The sequence below is a fragment of the Pelobacter seleniigenes DSM 18267 genome (assembly GCF_000711225.1).
In the GTDB taxonomy this organism is placed as follows: domain Bacteria; phylum Desulfobacterota; class Desulfuromonadia; order Desulfuromonadales; family Geopsychrobacteraceae; genus Seleniibacterium; species Seleniibacterium seleniigenes.
In genome coordinates this window covers 2,615,282-2,632,763 of sequence record NZ_JOMG01000002.1, presented here as the reverse complement: position 1 = coordinate 2,632,763, position 17,482 = coordinate 2,615,282, and the positions used below count along the sequence as shown (strand labels likewise).

General features: G+C 55.3%; 12 protein-coding genes. 4 read left to right on the top strand and 8 right to left on the bottom strand.

All coding sequences use genetic code 11. From position 1 onward, the window contains the following. The first annotated feature begins 54 nt into the window (after positions 1-54). A complete protein-coding gene (locus tag N909_RS0114835; RefSeq protein WP_029916489.1) occupies positions 55-1,989 on the top strand; it encodes a bifunctional DedA family/phosphatase PAP2 family protein in 1,935 nt (644 codons plus the stop codon). Between the two features lie 140 nt (positions 1,990-2,129). Beyond that, positions 2,130-3,467, top strand: a complete 1,338-nt coding sequence (locus N909_RS0114830) for a rhomboid family intramembrane serine protease (RefSeq protein ID WP_029916488.1) — start codon at positions 2,130-2,132, stop codon at positions 3,465-3,467. 1,297 nt (positions 3,468-4,764) lie between these two features. Here the strand turns inward: N909_RS0114830 and thyX are convergent. The 4 genes from thyX to N909_RS0114810 form a co-directional block, all read right to left on the bottom strand. After that, complete coding sequence (gene thyX / locus N909_RS0114825) at positions 4,765-5,685, bottom strand: FAD-dependent thymidylate synthase (protein ID WP_051689793.1); 921 nt, start codon at positions 5,683-5,685, stop codon at positions 4,765-4,767. 11 nt (positions 5,686-5,696) lie between these two features. Next, positions 5,697-6,326, bottom strand: coding sequence for a LysE family translocator (locus N909_RS0114820; protein ID WP_029916484.1), 630 nt, complete (start codon positions 6,324-6,326; stop codon positions 5,697-5,699). 231 nt (positions 6,327-6,557) lie between these two features. Continuing rightward, positions 6,558-7,214 (bottom strand): response regulator, encoded by a 657-nt coding sequence (locus N909_RS25065; RefSeq protein WP_063336399.1) that lies wholly within the window; start codon positions 7,212-7,214, stop codon positions 6,558-6,560. A gap of 32 nt (positions 7,215-7,246) precedes the next feature. Then, positions 7,247-7,474: a hypothetical protein gene (locus N909_RS0114810; RefSeq protein WP_029916480.1), complete on the bottom strand. Its 228-nt coding sequence runs from the start codon at positions 7,472-7,474 to the stop codon at positions 7,247-7,249. 389 nt (positions 7,475-7,863) lie between these two features. On the opposite strand from N909_RS0114810, the gene N909_RS0114805 reads away from it, so the two are divergent. After that, positions 7,864-8,262 (top strand): tautomerase family protein, encoded by a 399-nt coding sequence (locus N909_RS0114805; protein WP_029916478.1) that lies wholly within the window; start codon positions 7,864-7,866, stop codon positions 8,260-8,262. Between the two features lie 406 nt (positions 8,263-8,668). Then, a complete protein-coding gene (locus N909_RS24745) occupies positions 8,669-11,722 on the top strand; it encodes an autotransporter domain-containing protein (protein ID WP_029916476.1) in 3,054 nt (1,017 codons plus the stop codon). Positions 11,723-11,802: 80 nt separating this feature from the next. Here N909_RS24745 and N909_RS0114795 read toward each other — a convergent pair whose 3' ends face one another. From N909_RS0114795 to N909_RS0114780, 4 genes are all read right to left on the bottom strand, one after another. After that, positions 11,803-13,431, bottom strand: a complete 1,629-nt coding sequence (locus N909_RS0114795; protein WP_051689792.1) for an ATP-binding protein — start codon at positions 13,429-13,431, stop codon at positions 11,803-11,805. Positions 13,432-13,458: 27 nt separating this feature from the next. Then, the gene (gene ercA / locus N909_RS0114790) at positions 13,459-14,619 is read right to left on the bottom strand and encodes an alcohol dehydrogenase-like regulatory protein ErcA (protein ID WP_029916471.1); all 1,161 of its coding nucleotides are present in this window, start codon (positions 14,617-14,619) and stop codon (positions 13,459-13,461) included. 845 nt (positions 14,620-15,464) lie between these two features. Continuing rightward, the gene (rarD, locus tag N909_RS0114785; RefSeq protein ID WP_029916468.1) at positions 15,465-16,355 is read right to left on the bottom strand and encodes an EamA family transporter RarD; all 891 of its coding nucleotides are present in this window, start codon (positions 16,353-16,355) and stop codon (positions 15,465-15,467) included. 320 nt (positions 16,356-16,675) lie between these two features. Continuing rightward, on the bottom strand, positions 16,676-17,287 hold the full coding sequence (locus N909_RS0114780; RefSeq protein ID WP_245613607.1) for a chemotaxis protein: 612 nt from the start codon (positions 17,285-17,287) through the stop codon (positions 16,676-16,678). Positions 17,288-17,482: the final 195 nt, after the last annotated feature.

The window sequence follows — 17,482 nt, the reverse complement described above, 5'->3', positions numbered from 1 at the left end:
TAACCTCGGCCAGACTCCGCAAACGTCCGGCGGCTTGAAACGGGACAGATCGCCATGAACTGGACACATCTCTGGAACACCATCCTTCACGGGGTCGCAGCACACCCCGATGTGGCATATCTGACCGTATTTTTGATCTCAGTCTCGGAATCTCTGGCCGTGGTCGGTCTGCTGGTTCCCGGCACGGTCATGATGATCGGCATCGGAGCTCTGGCCGGCAGTGGCGCGCTGGCCCTGAAATGGACCGTTCTTGCCGCTATTTGCGGAGCGATTCTCGGCGACGGTCTCAGCTACTGGCTGGGTCGCCATTTCCATCAGGGGATCAGGGCCTGGCGGCCTTTTCAAAAATTCCCGTCCTTGCTCCCCCGGGGGGAACAGTTTTTCCGCGCCCACGGCGGGAAAAGCGTCTTGTTGGGACGCTTTGTCGGCCCGGTACGACCGGTGATTCCCCTGATTGCCGGCATGCTGGATATGCCGATCGGTCATTTTCTGACCGTCAATATTCTGTCCGCCATTGGCTGGGCCTTTGCCTACCTGATCCCCGGAGTGCTGCTGGGGAGTTCATTGGCGCTGGTCGGAGCGGTCAGTACCCGCCTCAGTCTGTTTCTGCTCCTGCTCGGCGCCATCATCTGGCTGATCATCTGGCTGGGTCGCCAGGCTTTCCGCCGACTGAGTCAGATTTCACCACGGGGTCAGCAGCGCTTCCTGCCATTTCTGTGCGTTTTCCTTGCCCTCTCCACCTGGCTCTTTTTCGGCATTCTGGAAGACCTGCTCAATTCCGACCCGTTGACCATTGCGGATCAGTCCGTGTTCCGCTTCCTGCAGGCGATTCGAACCTCCTGGGCGGATTCCTGGATGATTGCCGTCACGGAACTCGGCGATATGTTTCTGAGCGCCATTGGCGCAGTCACCCTGCTGGTCATCCTGCTCTGGTCCCGCAAATATCGGGCGGCAAAGTATTGGCTGCTGACCTATTGCGGCGGGTTTGCCCTGGTCCAGATCTTCAAGTGGTTGCTCCATCGCCCACGCCCCGTCGATCTGTACAGCGGGGTCTCCAGCTGGGCCTTCCCCAGCGGTCATACCACCATGAGCGCGATCCTGTTTGGGTTTCTGGCGATTCTGGTTTTTCATGAACTTCCCAGCCGGCTCCGCTGGCTGCCGTTTGCCCTGGCTGTCACCGTTTCAGCCATCATCGGTTTTTCCCGTCTCTACCTCGGTGCCCATTGGTTGTCCGACGTGCTGGGCGGTCTGTCCCTGGGCTGGGCCTGGGTTATTTTTCTGGCCATTTTTTACCTGCGGAAACCCGAATCGGTGCCGTTGAAAAGCGTTTTTATCGCAACAGCCATTGTCTTTCTGGCGATCGGTGGCTTTTATGTCAGGGAACGCCATTATCAGGACCTGATCCGCTATCGCCCCCAACACAACATTGAATACCTGAACTTTGTCGACTGGCAAGGCAGCGATTGGCAAAAGTTGCCTGCCTGGCGCACCGATCTGCTGGGTGAAACAGAGCAGCCCCTGAGCCTGCAATGGGCTGGAGAACCGGACCGGCTCGCCGCCGAGCTACAGAGAAGAGGCTGGCAGGAGAGCAATGGGTTCAGTTACAAAAAACTGCTGAATTTCTTTATTCCCCATGCCGCCCTGAAAGACCTGCCCGTACTGCCGCAACTGAACGGCGGCGAACCCGATCAGCTGTTGATGACCAAGCTGCAGGGTTCACAGCGGCTGGTACTGCGGCTGTGGCCGAGCGCTTACAAAATCAATGAAGCCGCGACCGATCTTTGGGTCGGCAGTATCGTCGTTGAACAGGCGGCCAATAAAGCCGATCTACTGACCCTGCCGGAAAGCCTCAGCGATTATAACCGGGTCAGCGGACAACTGGAACGGGACCTGGGACCGACGATCAAGATCAAATGGGTTAAACGACTGCTCCCCCCCACGGAAAAACCTAACTGGGATGGAAAAACCCTGTTGCTCTGGGGTTTATGAGGCCAGCAGCAGGTCTCTCAGGCTTTTCCCCAGCGCATTTCCGCGCGGCCTGAAAAGGGTCGTTGACATAAAAATTACAGTTCTGTAATTTAAAATCACTTACAAACACTTTCCCCTGCACCCCGTGAGACCACAAGCGCATGAACTCTTATCAACTTGTCTTCAGCGGAGACCTGGCCTTTGACGCCGATGAGGAGCAGGTCAGGACAAGCCTTGAGCAGCAGTGCAAGTTCACACCCGAGACCGTGAACCGCCTGCTGGCCGGCCGCAGGGTCATCCTTAAAAAAGGTCTCAGCGAACCCAAGGCCAATCAGTACAAAAGCTTTTTCGACCGGCTCGGTTTGCTCTGCGACGTTGTTCCCGAGCAACCAGCGGAACCGCTCCAGGCGCAGGGGCAACCAAACGCGGCCGTTGCGCAAAAGCCGCAGGGCCGGACCTGCCCGAAATGCTCCGCTGGGCACCAGCAGGGAGACAGCTGCCAACAATGCGGTATTATCTTTGCCCGTTTCGAGGCTGCCCAGGCCCGCCCCAGTCACCATTTCGTTCAGGAGGACGCGGACGCCGACAGCCCGCAACCGCAGTTGGAGTCATGGTTGCCAAAACTGCGCCAGATCTTCATCGCTCAGGTCCTGCTGCTGATTCTGCCGGTCCTGCTGCTACGCGGGCCGCTGCACAACATCTATCCTCTGGCTCTGGTGCTGCTGATCGTCGGAGTGATTGTTTTCTTTCTGTTCCAGGCCAGCGAGACCGGCGAGTCGGTGGGGGATCTATGTGCTGAATATGTCGATATCCGCAGAGAGCAGCTCGTTGACCGAAAAATCGGCAAATTCGACCTGCCGCCAGCGACAGCGGCCCTGGTCGGCGGTCAACTGCTGATCTTTTATTTGCTGAAACTGGTTGTACCGTTGGCCACCCTGCAACAGAAGCTGGCCTTCCTGCCGGCCCAGCCGACCTTCTTCAACGGCCTGCTGGCGGCTCTTGCGGCACCTTTTCTTCATGCCGGGGCCGGCCAGCTGTGGATCAACCTGACTTTTCTGTGGCTGGTCGCTGCCGCGGTTGAACACCGCTTCGGTCTGAAAAAATTGCTGTTACTGTATCTTCCTTTGGCGCTGCTCTCCCAACTCTGTTACCTGCTGCTCGCTCTCTGCTTCGGCCACACTCCTCAGTTACTGGGTGCGGAGGCGGTTATTTGCGGTCTGCTCGGGTTCCTGGCCGAGTCCGGTGATACCGACCGTCTGGAAGCCCCCCTTCCGTTGCTCAGTATGTTGCCGCCCCTGTTCAGCTACAGGTTGCGGATCGACATAAAAATCCTGGTCCTGGTCGGGCTCTATTTTCTGATTGGCTCAGGTGGTGATAGCAATCTACAGCCGGCCGCAACCGTCCTCGGCCTGTTTTACCCCCTCTGCGGGCTGCTGGTGGGAGTGGCATTGGGATATGTGGGAAGAGTCTTTTGGCCGGGAAAAGGGAAGTTAGGGTGATTGGCGAGCCGAGACCCGCCGGTTTCTGGTGTTTCTCAACGATCAATATCCGTTCATGCTGAAAACTTTCAAACCCTGAAATCCAAGTCAAGACCGCAGGGTCGCGGCCCCGCCCGCCGCCCTATTTTTTGTCCAGGCCGACTAAAAGTAGGCAAAAAACGGCCTTTTGATTGCTCGGGATGATCGTCCGTTCCGGGGAGGGTTCAGTGATGCGCTGGTCGCTGCTAATTCGGCAGGGTTGGTCACCGTTGCATTTAATCACAGAGCTTGGCTGCTACTGGCCGGATCGTCGTCAAATGCGCCTGAACGAAAAGCTTCGCTTCTCGTACTGGCGGACAGAGAGGCTGCGGAATTGGAAGAATTGATGAAATTTAGTTTGGCAAAGCAGCATCATAAAACAGGGAAGATTATCTGCTCCTTTCCCCTTGATGGGGAAGGTCGGGATGGTGAAATAGACGAGCAGCCAATTTCACCGCAGAAGAGATATCGCTTCAACAACAACCACTCTCCATTGCCCCGTCAAAAGGCTTGCCTTTGTCGGGGCTCATGCTGCGACGATTCGTGCCCCACATAGCAATGCTTCGAAGGCTGAAAAACGTAACCGTCTCAATCCCTGGCCACGGAGCTGAAACCCACGTAATCTACCGATAAAACCCACCAAACCTGCTCATCCCGAAAAATTAGAAGAGTTTTTTTGCATACTTTTATTTTGCGATCAAAAAAAAGTATGTCGGCTGGCGGGCCGAGACCCGCCGGTTTCTGCTGCTGATCAGTGAACTATTTTGGTCTGCCAGAGAAATTCCAATACCTCAAAATCAAAATCAAGACCGCGGGGTCACGGCCCCGCTCGCCGCCTTCCTTTTTGCCCAGGCCAGCAAAAAGGAAGCAAAAAATGGCCTTTTGATTGCTCGAGAGTTTCGTTTATTCAGGGTGCGGTATCGCTACGAATTGGTCGCTGATTGTTGGGTAGGGTTGGTCACCGTTGCCTTTAATCACGGATCATGGCCGCTACTGGCCGCACCGTCGTCGAATGCGCCTGAACGAAAAGCTTCGCTTCTCGTACTGGCGGACAGAGGGGCTGCGAAATTGGAAGAGTTGCGGGTTGATAGCATTCAGTTCCGTACCCGTCTATAAATCCGACATCGCCAAATATCTAAGTATGCCAATGTCTTGCTCCTTCCCCCTTGATGGGGGAAGGTCGGGATGGGGGTGAGAATCAGCTCCCTAACAAAAAAAACCGCCGTTGCCCGATCAGGCAGCGGCGGCGGAAGGCTATTCCCGGCAGAACGTGGAGAACTCACTCCTCCCAGGGAGCGCGCACTCCTAATTTTGCCAGTTTATCGGTAAACTCCTGTGCTTCCCGGGAAAGTACCTTGCGCCCATCTTTCTCCCGGAGCCAACCATGCTCGCTGCACCAGAGCAAGGCCGCATCGGTCTTACCGGCGGCCAGCAAGGCCAGCAATTCCTGATCCTGCTGGGACAAGGTCATGCACCCGAAGCGATAATCCTTGAAGGCCTCCCAGGTCACCGGAACCCAACGGCTGACAATCTGTTCGCCTATGGTCTGGGCATAGTTTCTGATCTCCAGCTGGGCGTGGGGGTCCATACGCAGGGCAAGGAAATGGAGCAGGTTGTGCAGGTCCATCTGCCAGAACGCTTCCGTATAAGTACTCAAGGGCAGGTCCTTGCGGGCCTGTTCCCGGGCCACACCATGGGCCAGTCGGTCGCTGTAGATATCTTTGGACAAGGCCTGCAGCTTCCGTTCGCCGGCGCTTAGAATCCCGCCAACCTGCGGATCGAGAAAATCGCCGCTGCCCTGCTTGTTATCCCGGGCCTGGGAACGCCATTGCCCCGGCTCAGTCTGTTGCGCCTTATCGATGGCGATGGAATAACGGGTGCTGTATTCATTGACACTGGCGGTGCGATGGCGAATCCACTGCCGCCAGGTGTCCATGGGCACACGCACATGCAACTTCAACGAGCACATTTCAAAGGGAGTGGTGTGCTGGTTGCGCAGCAGATAGCGGATCAGTGCCCGGTCTTCGGACACTTTCTTGGTTCCGTCGCCATAGGAAACCCGGGCCGCCTGAACAATGGAGCTGTCATTCCCCATGTAATCGACCACCCGCACAAATCCATCATCAAGAACGGGGAAAGTCTGGCCGAGGATTTGGTCAAGGGCCTCACTTGACGGCCGAATCAACTTTGTCGTCACGATTTTATATCCTTTTATCGATGAGAAGTCGCCAGCAAGGCACCAAAACCGACAAATATCGAACCACTCACCCGCCCGAAAACTTTGAGCCGCGACGGTTTCAGCAGCCAGAATTTAGCTTTGAGTGCCAGCAGGGCATAAACCAACAGAAACAGAAATGAAAACACCATCAGGGTCGATATCAACAGCAGGAATTGGGGGACTAACGGCGCATCCAGGGACAGAAACTGCGGAAACAACGCGGTCAGAAAAACAATGGCCTTGGGATTGCTCAAAGCCACTCCGAGGGCCTGAAAATAAATCTTCCGGGCAGATTTTTCAACCGGACTGAATTGTCCCTGCAGGGCATTAAGATCGATACCTTTTTGCAGAATAAGCCGAATTCCCAGATACACCAGGTAAGCGGCACCGATATATTTAATCGTGCTGAAAGCCATCTCAGAGGTGTTGAGCAACGCCCCCAGTCCGGTGACCGCAACCGTCCCCATCAACAGCAGTCCGGAGATATTGCCCAGAGCGGCAAAAACAGCCTTCCTTAACCCGTGCAGGGTCGTATTGGTCATAATAAAGAGGACCGCAGGACCGGGCGTGGAGGTCGCAATCAAGACCAGGACCAGATACATCAACCAGGTATGAAATGCCATTGTACAAACGTCTCCTTCTTCCGAAACGCTATTGATAGCACAACCCCGTGGTTCAGGAAACTATTTCCCTGCAGAAATTCTCGCGCCGTTTTGCACCCCGTAATAAAAAGCAGGAGCACGCCGCGCTGGGCGTGCTCCTGCCACTTGGGTAAAAAGAATGTTTCCTCTTCCGCCTGGTTGAATCCGGTCAGTTCCAGCCCCTGGATTCAGTGGCTTCTGCCAGGCACAAGCTCAATGTGATTGCACCCGCTGTTTCCGCTTTTCGGACAGCCCACGGGTCGCAGCCTTGGTCATTCCGAACAGGACCAGTAAGGCCGGAATCAGTTGGGCCACAATCAGCAAGGCACAGAAGCCGACAAACAGCAGCACCAGCAGCCCACTGTTATAAGTCACAGTCGTGTCAACTGCCAGCGCCGGTGAAATCAGCAGCATAGTGATCACCAGGGACGACAATAACGATTTGATCGAGAACATAGCCTTCTCCTTTCCGGCAAAAAACGACTTTTGGGTATTTTCTTCATATTTTTTGAATGCACAGCAGACGGCCTGATAAATTTCCTCCATCCCATCCGCGCCGGCACTCTTCAATGCATGGTAAAAAATGCCTTCCTGACGAATGCGCCGGACCAGATTGATGGGCATCTCTTCGGAAACCATGATAATGAAGAGGTTGCGATTGCACTTTTTGAGCAGTGGGACCAGGCGGACGACATTTTCCTCATGACAACTGCCGTCAAGAACCACGACCTGAATCTCCTTGTTGATGATGCCTTCCAGGGCTTCGGCAACGGAGTCCGCTGTGGTCACCTGATATTCATCCTGAGGGAACATTTCAGCCAGGTGCTCGCGAGCTGCGTTATCCCTGTTTGCTATCAATAAACCTTTCATGGCTGCCACCTTTCTCTGCACAAGCGTCACACTTAACGATGCGTTTCGACTTTTTTCTGATCGCGGCCAAACAGCCCCCGCAACATGCCGATCAGCATCAGCGTGGCTGGAACCAACTGAAAAACGATAATCAGCGCAAAGAAGCCGATAAACAACGATAACAGCAAGCTTCCCTCACCGGCTCCGGCCGACTCCGCGGCAAAGGCAGTGGTCGGCAGGGAGAGCAAAACAACTGGGAACTGGCGTAAAAATCTTTTCATGGCGTCCTCCTGTCAATCCGCAAAAGCGAAACGGTTTTGTCCTTAGTATAAGCAGAGATCATGCCAAGCCATTGAGAGAGCCGCCCGATCACAAGATAACATCTTGATATCACTGACATTAAACGCAAAAAAAGAGAGCCAGACAGTCTTTATTCAGATGCTAAATTGTATATTTTGGCTATACATCCGCCGCGCCAGGATAGCCCTGACAAAGCGTGCAAAAAACGGCTAACAGACTGCAAATAAAGGAAAAAAAGATCCACTTAATGGCCCGGACCGAACTGTATGGAATAATAATTTATTTATTCCCGGACCGGGGGAATGGTGATTGCCTGCTATACTCAGCAATATAGACTCAGAACCGAGTCCTACTCCAGCAAGGAGGAGCTATGCCGCACCTGCAATTTGAGATCAATCGCACGCTTAACGATGCCGACAAGGTCAGCTTTGCTGAACAGGTTCGGCAGCTCTTCGCCACAGTCATGGATACCGGAACCGACCATATCAGCATCTCCATTCGTGAGTTCGGTACGCATAACCTGTCCATCGGCCGGGTCAAACATCCGGAAAAAGGGGTGGCCCTGGTCAACGCCGATATTCGCCAGGGGCGAACCATGGAACAACGCCGGACCCTGGTCCTGGGATTCATGGACCTGCTCCACGACACCTGGAAGATCCCCAAGGAGCATATGTACGTCACTCTGACCGAGCACAAAGGGGAGGATTTTCACCTTTTGGAGAAATACCTTGCCGGCTGGCAGCAGGGGGAAGATCCCCTCGCAGACTGAGCAGTACCAGCCGGCTAACGTTGGCAGGGCAACTGCCGACAGCCTCGAGCGGCCGCACACCGGGCCAGCCCGATCAGAGAGCCGGGCAGGCCGCTATGGCTTCCACCCGTCGCAGCAAAGCGTTGTGCTGTTCAGCACGACCGGCAAAGTCCGGGGCATGACCGCTTCACACAGCTGCTGAAATTTTGCTGGATTGCCCCCACAATGGTGCTGAAGCAGCAATAACGCACCACGTAACATTCCCGCCGCTAAACCGTCAGACTTTCTTGACAAAATATCCACAATCGAAACCTGTCGATACAGAAAGCGACTTCATCAACATCCTGCTTCATCCGAGATACCCGTATAGGAACTACTGTCATGCTTTAAGTCTTGTCCATCTATCCCGATCATCTGGAGACCCCTTATGAAGAAGCCCGGCCATTATTTTTCACGGAGCAGCCTGACCGTCCTCATGTATTGTCTGTTCTCGTTGTCAACAGCCTCAGCTGACGAAGTAACCGTTTTGAAAACGGGACTTGGCGATGATGCGATTGTTTACGGTCTTGAACTGGACGATACCTCGACCGCGCTACTAAATCAGGACGATTACTCGATCACGGCCACCGGCGACAGTTCCGGAGATATGGATAACACTTCTTTTGCCGTGTACGGGCTTTACTCTTTGGCCAACGGCAGGCTGACTAATCAGGGGGCGATCAAGATTTATTCGGTCGGCGGCAGCGCCATCTCCAGCTCATCCTTTGCCGAGGCGGACCTTGCGAGCAGCGGTATTTATTCCAGCGACGCCCTCACCAACAGCGGCGCAGTCAGCGTCACCATCACCGGTTCGAGTGCCGAGGCAGGGACCAGTGCATCAGCCGAGGTTACGGGCTATGGCTTGAATGCAGCTTCGGTCAGTAACAGCGGCACCATCGCCCTTTCCCTGAGCGGCGGAATCGCCAGCGGGGACAGCTCGGCAGCAGCATCGACCAGCGGCGCCGGGATTTACAGCGCCGGCAGCGTGACCAACAGCGGCGCTATCAGCATTGAAAGCACAGGCGGCAGCGCAACCAGCAGCAGCGGCGCAGCCAGCAGCAGCGGCGCAGCCACTGCAGACAGTACGCTGTACGGCATTGCAGCAGAAGGCGACATCACCAACAGCGGCACCATAAGCATCGACGCTTCCGGAGGCACGGCGACCAGCAGTGCGGCTGAAGCCTCGGCAGCGCTAACCGCCTATGGAATCTATGACCTGACCGACGGGGCTACGGTCACCAATCAAGGCACCATCAGCGTTACCGCCAAAGGTGGCACGGCGGGCGGCACAACATCGGCAGCCGCGACAACTGCAGCCGGCATCATCAGCTCGGGGACGGTGGCCAATACGGCAACACTGACCATTACCGCCAGCGGTGCCAGCGGTGCCAGCGACGCGGAGACGGCCGCCACCAGCGGATACGGAATTCTGACCAGTGCCGCCGTCAGCAACAGCGGAACAATCTCCACCACCATCAGCGGCGCCAGCAGCGCGACGACGGCGGTCACCACCGCCTACGGGATTTCCGCCGGCAGCACCACTGCTAACAGTGGAACCATCGCCGTCACCGCGACCGGAGCCAGCGACTCCACCACTGCCGCAGTCAATGCCTATGGGCTGAACGCAACCGATAGTGTCAGCAACAGTGGCAGTATCACTGTAAGCGCCAGTGCCGGAAGCGGTTCGGACGAAGTCGAAACCACCGCCTACGGCATTTTCAGCGCCTCTACGGTCAGTAACAGCGGAAACATTTCCGTGGCGGCAACCGGCAGCGCGGACGCGACAACGGCGGACACCACCGCCTATGGGATATCCACCACGGATACGGTAACCAACAGTGGCACCATCGCTGTCTCAGTCAGTGCGGCCAACGCTGCCGACAGCGCCACCGCTTACGGTATTTTCAGCAGCGCCGCTGTCACCAACAGCGGTACTATCAATGTGGCAGCCAGCAACTCCAGCGCCTCGGGCAGTTCGACGGCGTACGGCATTTCCGCGACGGACAATGTCAGTAACAGCGGGTCCATCGCTGTCAGCGCCGACTCTAATGCCTACGGCATCTTCCTTGACGGGACCGAACTGACCCTGAGCAACAGCGGCTCCATCAGCGTCAGCGCCGGTACTGAAGCCTATGAAGTCTACATCAGCTCCGGATCGACCGTTTCCCTGGTCGACAGCTATACCCTGACCCTGGATGGGGATGCCACCATCGGTTCCATCTATATTGCCGATTCTGCAACCCTCTCCCTCAACGATGTCACCCTGGACCTGGTGTCCGGGGATGATTTCAGTTGGAATACCGCGTATTCGATCTTTGCCGGCAGCGGCGACGTGGTTGGCAGCTTCGGTTCCGTCTCAGTTCTCAACCCCAATGTCGTGGTCGGTTATGACGATCAGGACACCTTAAGCAGCAGCGATGACACCGTCACTCTGACCTATGCGCCGTCCTCTTCTCCGTTTCTGGAGTCCGTCAACCAACTGCACAGCACCCTGAACCTGTTTTCCGGGCTGCTGAACCAACATCTGGCTAACCAATACCTGGAAACTACTGGCAACGCTCCCCGCAGGTTTTCCGCAGGCGGTGTGATCAACAGTTACGAGGATTCGGAAGATCTGCCGGAAATGAACTTTTTCCTAATCCCGTTCATGTCAAGCAGCACACTGGACAGCAGCAACGGTGGTTACGATTCCAGTCAACACGGCTTTATTGTCGGCTTTCAGGACCAGTATCAGGATAGTTTCTTTGGTTATCATCTGGGCTACAGCCAGGGGAGCGTCGATTTCAACGGAACCGGGTTCAGCGCAAACTCCGAAGATCAGAGCGTCCTGTTTGCAGGATTTCACAGTCTCGTCGAGCAGGATCAGGGGATTATCCGCGGTCAGCTGAACGGATTTTACAGCAGCCATGATTATGCCGGCCGCACCGGTCTGTCCCTGGATAGCCGGGAACAGGCCGATTACAACAGCTTCGGTATCAGCGGGGAACTGATGGCCGGCTATCCGCTGACCAACGAAGCGCTGCTGGTGCTTCCGGAGATTGGTCTGTCCTACCAGTGGATCTATCGGCAAGGGTTTACCACCGATGCTGAGGACAGCGCGTGGGACACTCATGTGGGAGAACTGAACGAACATCAGTTGGCGTTGGTTTCCTCCCTCGGCTGGCGCACCAATGTCCAGAACGGAGCCACCATGCTCACCCCGCACCTGGCGGTGGGAATGCGCTGCCTGCTGACGGACAACGAAATCAAGATCGACCAGTCCGTGGTCGGCTCGGGCACCAGCCAGGTCTCTTCGGCGGTGGATGATTTGAGCTGGACCGTTGCCGCCGGGATTGAAGCCCATGGCCAGTTGCATAGCCTCGAACTGGCCTTCAACGGCGAGTATGGCGATGAAACCAGCACCAACAGTGTCTGGCTGCTGTTTCACGCCCGCTTCTTCTGATCGGCCAAAGCAAAAACTTCCGTCAGACCACCCGGTCTGACGGAAGTACAGATCCCTCTGCCCTGAACCTGTTGCCGAGGTCAGGATTCCAGGTCTGAGTTCAAGGCGTCTTCGACAGCTTTACCGAGTTCAGCATAACGGAAGGGCTTGACAATTCCCCCACAAAAACCGGACCGTTCGAGGTCGACCAGAACCGGATCATTGGCGTAACTGCTGGAAGCGATAATCCGGGTCTGCGGACAGATTCTGCTGATCTCGTAGGCCAGCTCGGCCCCCTGCTGTGCGCCCGGCGCATTCAGATCAAGCAGCATCGCGGCAAAAAACCAACCCTGCCCATGGGCGCAGCGACAGTGCCGCAGCGCTTCTTCCGCCGCACCGACCAGGTCGACCCGGTAGCCCATTTCCTCCAACATATGGGCGGTCATACTGCGAATCAGTTCTTGACTTTCCAAAACCAGAACCGCCGGCGCTTCGCCGTGCGGTCGTTTGATCGGCTTTTCCTGTTCCACAACCGCAGTGACCGCACGCTCAGCAGCCGGCAAGGTCACCACAAAGGTGGTTCCTCGCCCGGGCTCGGATGTGACGGAGATGGTCCCTTGATGTTTTTTGACGATGGAATAAGTGGACGCCAGGCCCAGGCCGTTGCCGTGCTGCTTGGTGGTGAAATAGGGATCGAAGATCTTTTCCAGGGTCGCTGAATCGATCCCGGTCCCTTCATCGCTGACAGCAAAGCGGACGAATGACTTTCCGGCCTGATCGATATTCTCGGCCCGGATCAGGATCGTCCCCCCTCCGGGCATGGCCTGCTGGGCGTTGAGAACCAGGTTGGTCACCACCTGACCGAGCTGCCCTTTATCCGCCGCAACCGGCCACAGGTCAGGGGCGACATCAAACTGGAGGGTGGCCAGTTCACCCTGCAGAATAAATTCGGCATTTTCTCTGAGCACCGGTTCAAGGGGAAGGCTGACTTTGATCGGCTCGCCGCCTTTGGCAAAGGTCATCAAGCGCTCAGTCAGCCCGGCACCCCGCTCCAAAGCACGGATAGCCGTATCCAGCAAAGCCTGGGAACGGTTTTCGGCTGGGATATACATCTTTGCCATTTCAATATTCCCCAGCAAACCGGTGAGCAGGTTATTGAAATCATGTGCAATCCCACCAGCAAGCACCCCAAGGGACTCAAGTTTTTTCAGCCGCAACTGTTTCTCTTCAGCCTGTTTGCGCTCAGTGATATTTTCGACAAAGCACTCGATATATTGCCCCTGCTCCGCGGTACGCAGCGAAGCGTTCAGGAGCACATCGACGAGGCTGCCATCATAGCACCGGAATTGGGTCTCAAAACTGATAACCGACCCGGCTGACTGCAATTCATTCTCAAGTTTGCAATAGTCCGCTTCACTGGCAAACAGTTGCTGGGAAATATCGATAAGGGATTCGAATTCGTGGAGGGAGGGATAGCCGCACAGCTGGATCATCGCCGGGTTGGCAACCAGGATCCGGCCACCGGGACGGGCTTGAAAGATCCCGCCGAGGGCTTCTGCGAAAATACGTTCGAATTTATTTTTTTCCTGATGCAGTTCTTCGATTTTTTTCTGTAATTCAGGGTAATAGCTCTTCCGGGCCGAAAATTTTCCCAGCCCGATAATGCTCTGCACATGGTCCTGGCCGCTTTCGGCATTGTGCTCGGTATGATGATCCTGCGAATCTGTCATGGCAGTCCGGCTTTCGCTAGTCTCAGGCTACATGGCCTCCTCGAAAATAACCTCGATATCGCGTCGGGACGGCTGGCGCGGATTGGTCAGCATGCAGGCATCAGCAACCGCCTTCCGCGACAGATCGGTGACATCGGCGTACTGCACGCCTTTCTGGGTCAGTCGATCAGCAATCCCAACCTCCCGTTTGAACCTCATCACATCAGTCATCAGGGCATTTTTAAGTTCATTATCCCCCAGCCCCCTGACATCCAGCCCAAGGGTTTCAGCAACCACCCGGAAACGCTCCGGGGCCGCAGGGAAATTAAACGCTATCACATGTTCCAGCAACATCGCATTACATTCGCCATGGGCCAGATCATACTGGCCACCGAGGCTGTGCGACATGGCATGGACCGCGCCAAGGCTGGCGTTGGAAAAGGCCAACCCGGCCTTCATGCTGCCAAGCATGATTTTCTCGCGCAGGTCAAGGTTCTCCGGATCCCTGAGGGTCTCGGCCAGGTTGTTCCGGATCAGGCTGATGGCTTCAAGGGCCGCCGAATCAGTCAGGACGCCGCTGCCCATCGAGACAAACGCCTCGATGGCATGAGTCAGGCCGTCAACCCCGGTGCAGGCCGTCAGATAGTTTTCCATGGAGATGGTGGTCTCCGGGTCAATGAGTGCAACATCTGGGACAATCGCCTTACTGACGATAGCAATCTTCTTCAGCGCCCGGCGATCGGAAAGAATACAGAACTGCGAGACATCGGCGGAGGAACCAGCCGTGGTGGGAATAAAAATCAACGGTGGAACCGGCGAGGAAATCAGATCGACTCCTTCAAAAGCCGTGACATTCATCCGGTTTGAGCTGACCATGCCGATCCCCTTGGCACAGTCCATCGGACTGCCGCCACCCAGGGCAACGATCACATTGCAACCGCCGCTGCGATAGAGTTCAGCCCCGGTCATCACTTCACTCACCCGTGGATTTGGCGTCACCCCGGTGAAGACTTCAAAGCAGATATCGGCCTCGGTGAGGCTCTTTTTGACATCATCAAACCAGCTGGTTTGAGAGACTTTTACATCAGAGACCAGCAAGACTTTGGTCGCCATGAATTGCTGTGCATAGCGTCCCACATAATGACGCGCACCTCTGCCAAAAATGATTTCCGGGGTGACATATTTTCTGAGATGAAATGAACTGTTCATAACCAAACCAGCATTCTTTCTCGGCCAGAGGACATAACCCAATCCGGAATCAGAAGGTGTTCGGAAAAACAGCAGCGCTCCTCTTTATAGCACAGAAATACAGTAGCACAGAGCTATTAACCTGTCCAAATCTTATCCGGCCAACGGCTCATTGCCTGCGGGAAACTTACGCACAAGGATCATTTACAGCCCTTAGCAAGATATTGAAAAACAGCCTGCCGCCCTGGATGGGTGATTGACAAGACACAAAAACATTGGCAACCGAAGCGGACAACGCATAAACAGGCCTTGTCCCGAAGGGCGCTGGTTTAAGCAACTTTGCAGTAAACTCGGGACTGTCCCCAGGGTCATCGGGGGCTGTCCCAAGAGTTTGCGAGCCATGAAACTGTCGCGGTTAACACCGCAAAGACCTGGGACAGCCCCCGTGCCGGGACAGTCCCGGTTTTGCTGCCAGCGACTCTTAAACTAGCGCCCTTCGGCCTTGCCCCCGGTTCTTACCCGATGATCATTTAACGATGGCGACAATTCGGTGACAGAAAAAACGCTGCTGTGGGGTTAGTGTCACAGCAGCTGACGAAATAAGCGCAAGAAGAGGGCTATAGAGACGCTCAAACAAGTCGTTCGCAACCGGTAGAAGCGCCCATATCGATTTTTTCAGGACAAGGAGAATTCTATGAGGAGGCTTTGAGGAGCAGTACTGGTCAGTATCCTGCTAATCACGGCCAGCGTGGCAAAAACCCACCACAGCCAACCGGACCGCACGGCAATGGACGCCTGCATGGTCGAAAAGGGGTTCGGAAAGCCAGTGCCATGGGATTGCCGGCCGATTCTTCCCAACTGCGGTCTCAGGTGGCCCGGTGCGGAGCCCTGGACATTTGCAGCAGCGCATTGACACAATACAGCAGCACCCCCGCCCAGATCAGGGCAAAGGTGACCAGGCTATGCTGGTCGAAGGGCTCAGCGTAAACCAGGATACCAAGGCCGAAAGAAATCGTCGGTGCAAGATATTGCAGGATGCCGATGGTTGAAAGCCGCAGGGACCGTGTGGCCGAGGCAAAACACAAGAGCGGCAGGCTGGTCACCACTCCAGCCCCGATCAACCAGCAGCTGATATCGGCCTGCTGCAAAAACAGGCTGCCGGAAAAAACCGCCCGGTAGCCGATATAAGCCAACGCGGGCAGCAGCAGGAACATGGTCTCAATGAACAGGCCGGGAATCGGCGCCACCTTGATTTTTTTGCGGGCATAGCCGTAGAAAGCAAAACTGAACGCCAGCGTCAGCCCGTAAATCGGCAGATCGCCAAAGGCGAGCAGCGAATAGCCGATTCCGACGCTTGCAAAAACCACGGCTGTCACCTGGAGCCAATTGAACCGCTCGCCAAGGAACAGAAAACCGATGAGCACATTGACCATCGGCGTAATATAATAGCCGAGGCTGCTTTCAACCACATGACCGCTATTGACAGCGATGATAAACACCAGCCAGTTACCACCGACCAGTGCTCCGCTCAGACACAGCTTTTGCCACTCACCGGCCGCCACCAGGATCCGTCGCACCTCACCCCAACGTTTCTGAGCGCTGATGATCAGGGCCAGAAAGACGCAGGACCAGGCGACGCGATGGCAAAGAATTTCCAATGGCGGGACAACCTGTAACTGTTTCCAATAAACAGGCATCACTCCCCACAGGGAGAATGCCCCGAGGGCAAAGAAAAAACCGGAGAGTTGTGGCTTCATGATGTGGTCACTCTGGCTGAGAAGAATACCGCCGGTTGCTGAGTACGGCCTGCCGCGGCAGCAGGCTTTGGCAGCAGAAAGTTATCGCTGCGGGGAATTAAAATAGCACAGCCGGAGGCAGATGCCAGCGGCATCTTTGCTTATCAAAGCACAAGAGCTCAAATGATCGCAACGCATCATTTGAGCTCTTGTGCTTTGACTGCAAAATCTTTTCAAGAACGAATCGGCCAATCTCGTCCGATCAGGTTATTGAACAAGACCATCTCTTAGACGTTTCCCAACCGGGCGGGAGCACCTGCCACACTCAATAAGTCAGAAGCTCACTTTTCTTTGAAACCGATACGGACTGCGCCCCAGTGGCGCTTGTGGATATAAATCGGCACCGCCAGGTCAAGCATCACCTGCCCGGTATCGCGGACATATTCATGCAGCAGGTAATCATCAGTATTTCGTGAAGCGGCCAGACCGGCCTGGTGAGCGGCCATCTTTTTAGCGCGGTTACGCTTGAGGTCGACATCGGGGTTACCGGTCAAAGGCTGCGAGAACTTGGTGTTATGGGTCGGGATATAGCCGTTCATATCCTGAATGATCACAAACACAAAGTGCGGATCCTTTTCCAGGTAGCGATCGAGAATAGGCCGAATCACTTCATCGGCCAGGGTATCATACTGGGTATGATAGCGTTGCGGCACCGTATTCGGGATCGGCACGTAAAAGGTGTCAAAGACCTGCCCTTCTCTTAATTGTCCGGACGTTATCAGCGCATCAAAAGCCTTAACCACCTCATCCCGGCACTGGTTCGCCAACTCAAAAGCCTTGTATTTCAGCGGCGAATCGAGTTCATAGGCATCGGCACGCGGAACAACCATGCAAAAAAGCAATGCAAACAAAAACAGGCCGGGGATTTTCATCGTGACAATTTTCCTTGGCATTTCGGTTTCCTTTTTCGGTTGTCATGCAAAAGGGACAAAAAGACGTTCTGCACAGCTCCCTGACAACCAGCCGAGACCGCAGAGAAACCTGGCAGAATTATTTTTTTTACAATCCGTGCTGATCGCTCAGCGGTTAGAACCGATTTCCATCACCAATGCGTTCGTTTCAGGGAGAACGACCCCCTGGAGAAAAAC

What these genes read in the sequence shown, in the direction of transcription:
- N909_RS0114780 (WP_245613607.1), bottom strand. Translation starts at nt 17,287, where the DNA reads ATGCCAAGGAAAATTGTCACGATGAAAATCCCCGGCCTGTTTTTGTTT.
- ercA (WP_029916471.1), bottom strand. Translation starts at nt 14,619, where the DNA reads ATGAACAGTTCATTTCATCTCAGAAAATATGTCACCCCGGAAATCATT.
- N909_RS25065 (WP_063336399.1), bottom strand. Translation starts at nt 7,214, where the DNA reads ATGAAAGGTTTATTGATAGCAAACAGGGATAACGCAGCTCGCGAGCAC.
- rarD (WP_029916468.1), bottom strand. Translation starts at nt 16,355, where the DNA reads ATGAAGCCACAACTCTCCGGTTTTTTCTTTGCCCTCGGGGCATTCTCC.
- N909_RS0114795 (WP_051689792.1), bottom strand. Translation starts at nt 13,431, where the DNA reads ATGACAGATTCGCAGGATCATCATACCGAGCACAATGCCGAAAGCGGC.
- N909_RS0114820 (WP_029916484.1), bottom strand. Translation starts at nt 6,326, where the DNA reads ATGGCATTTCATACCTGGTTGATGTATCTGGTCCTGGTCTTGATTGCG.
- N909_RS0114805 (WP_029916478.1), top strand. Translation starts at nt 7,864, where the DNA reads ATGCCGCACCTGCAATTTGAGATCAATCGCACGCTTAACGATGCCGAC.
- N909_RS0114830 (WP_029916488.1), top strand. Translation starts at nt 2,130, where the DNA reads ATGAACTCTTATCAACTTGTCTTCAGCGGAGACCTGGCCTTTGACGCC.
- N909_RS0114835 (WP_029916489.1), top strand. Translation starts at nt 55, where the DNA reads ATGAACTGGACACATCTCTGGAACACCATCCTTCACGGGGTCGCAGCA.
- N909_RS0114810 (WP_029916480.1), bottom strand. Translation starts at nt 7,474, where the DNA reads ATGAAAAGATTTTTACGCCAGTTCCCAGTTGTTTTGCTCTCCCTGCCG.
- N909_RS24745 (WP_029916476.1), top strand. Translation starts at nt 8,669, where the DNA reads ATGAAGAAGCCCGGCCATTATTTTTCACGGAGCAGCCTGACCGTCCTC.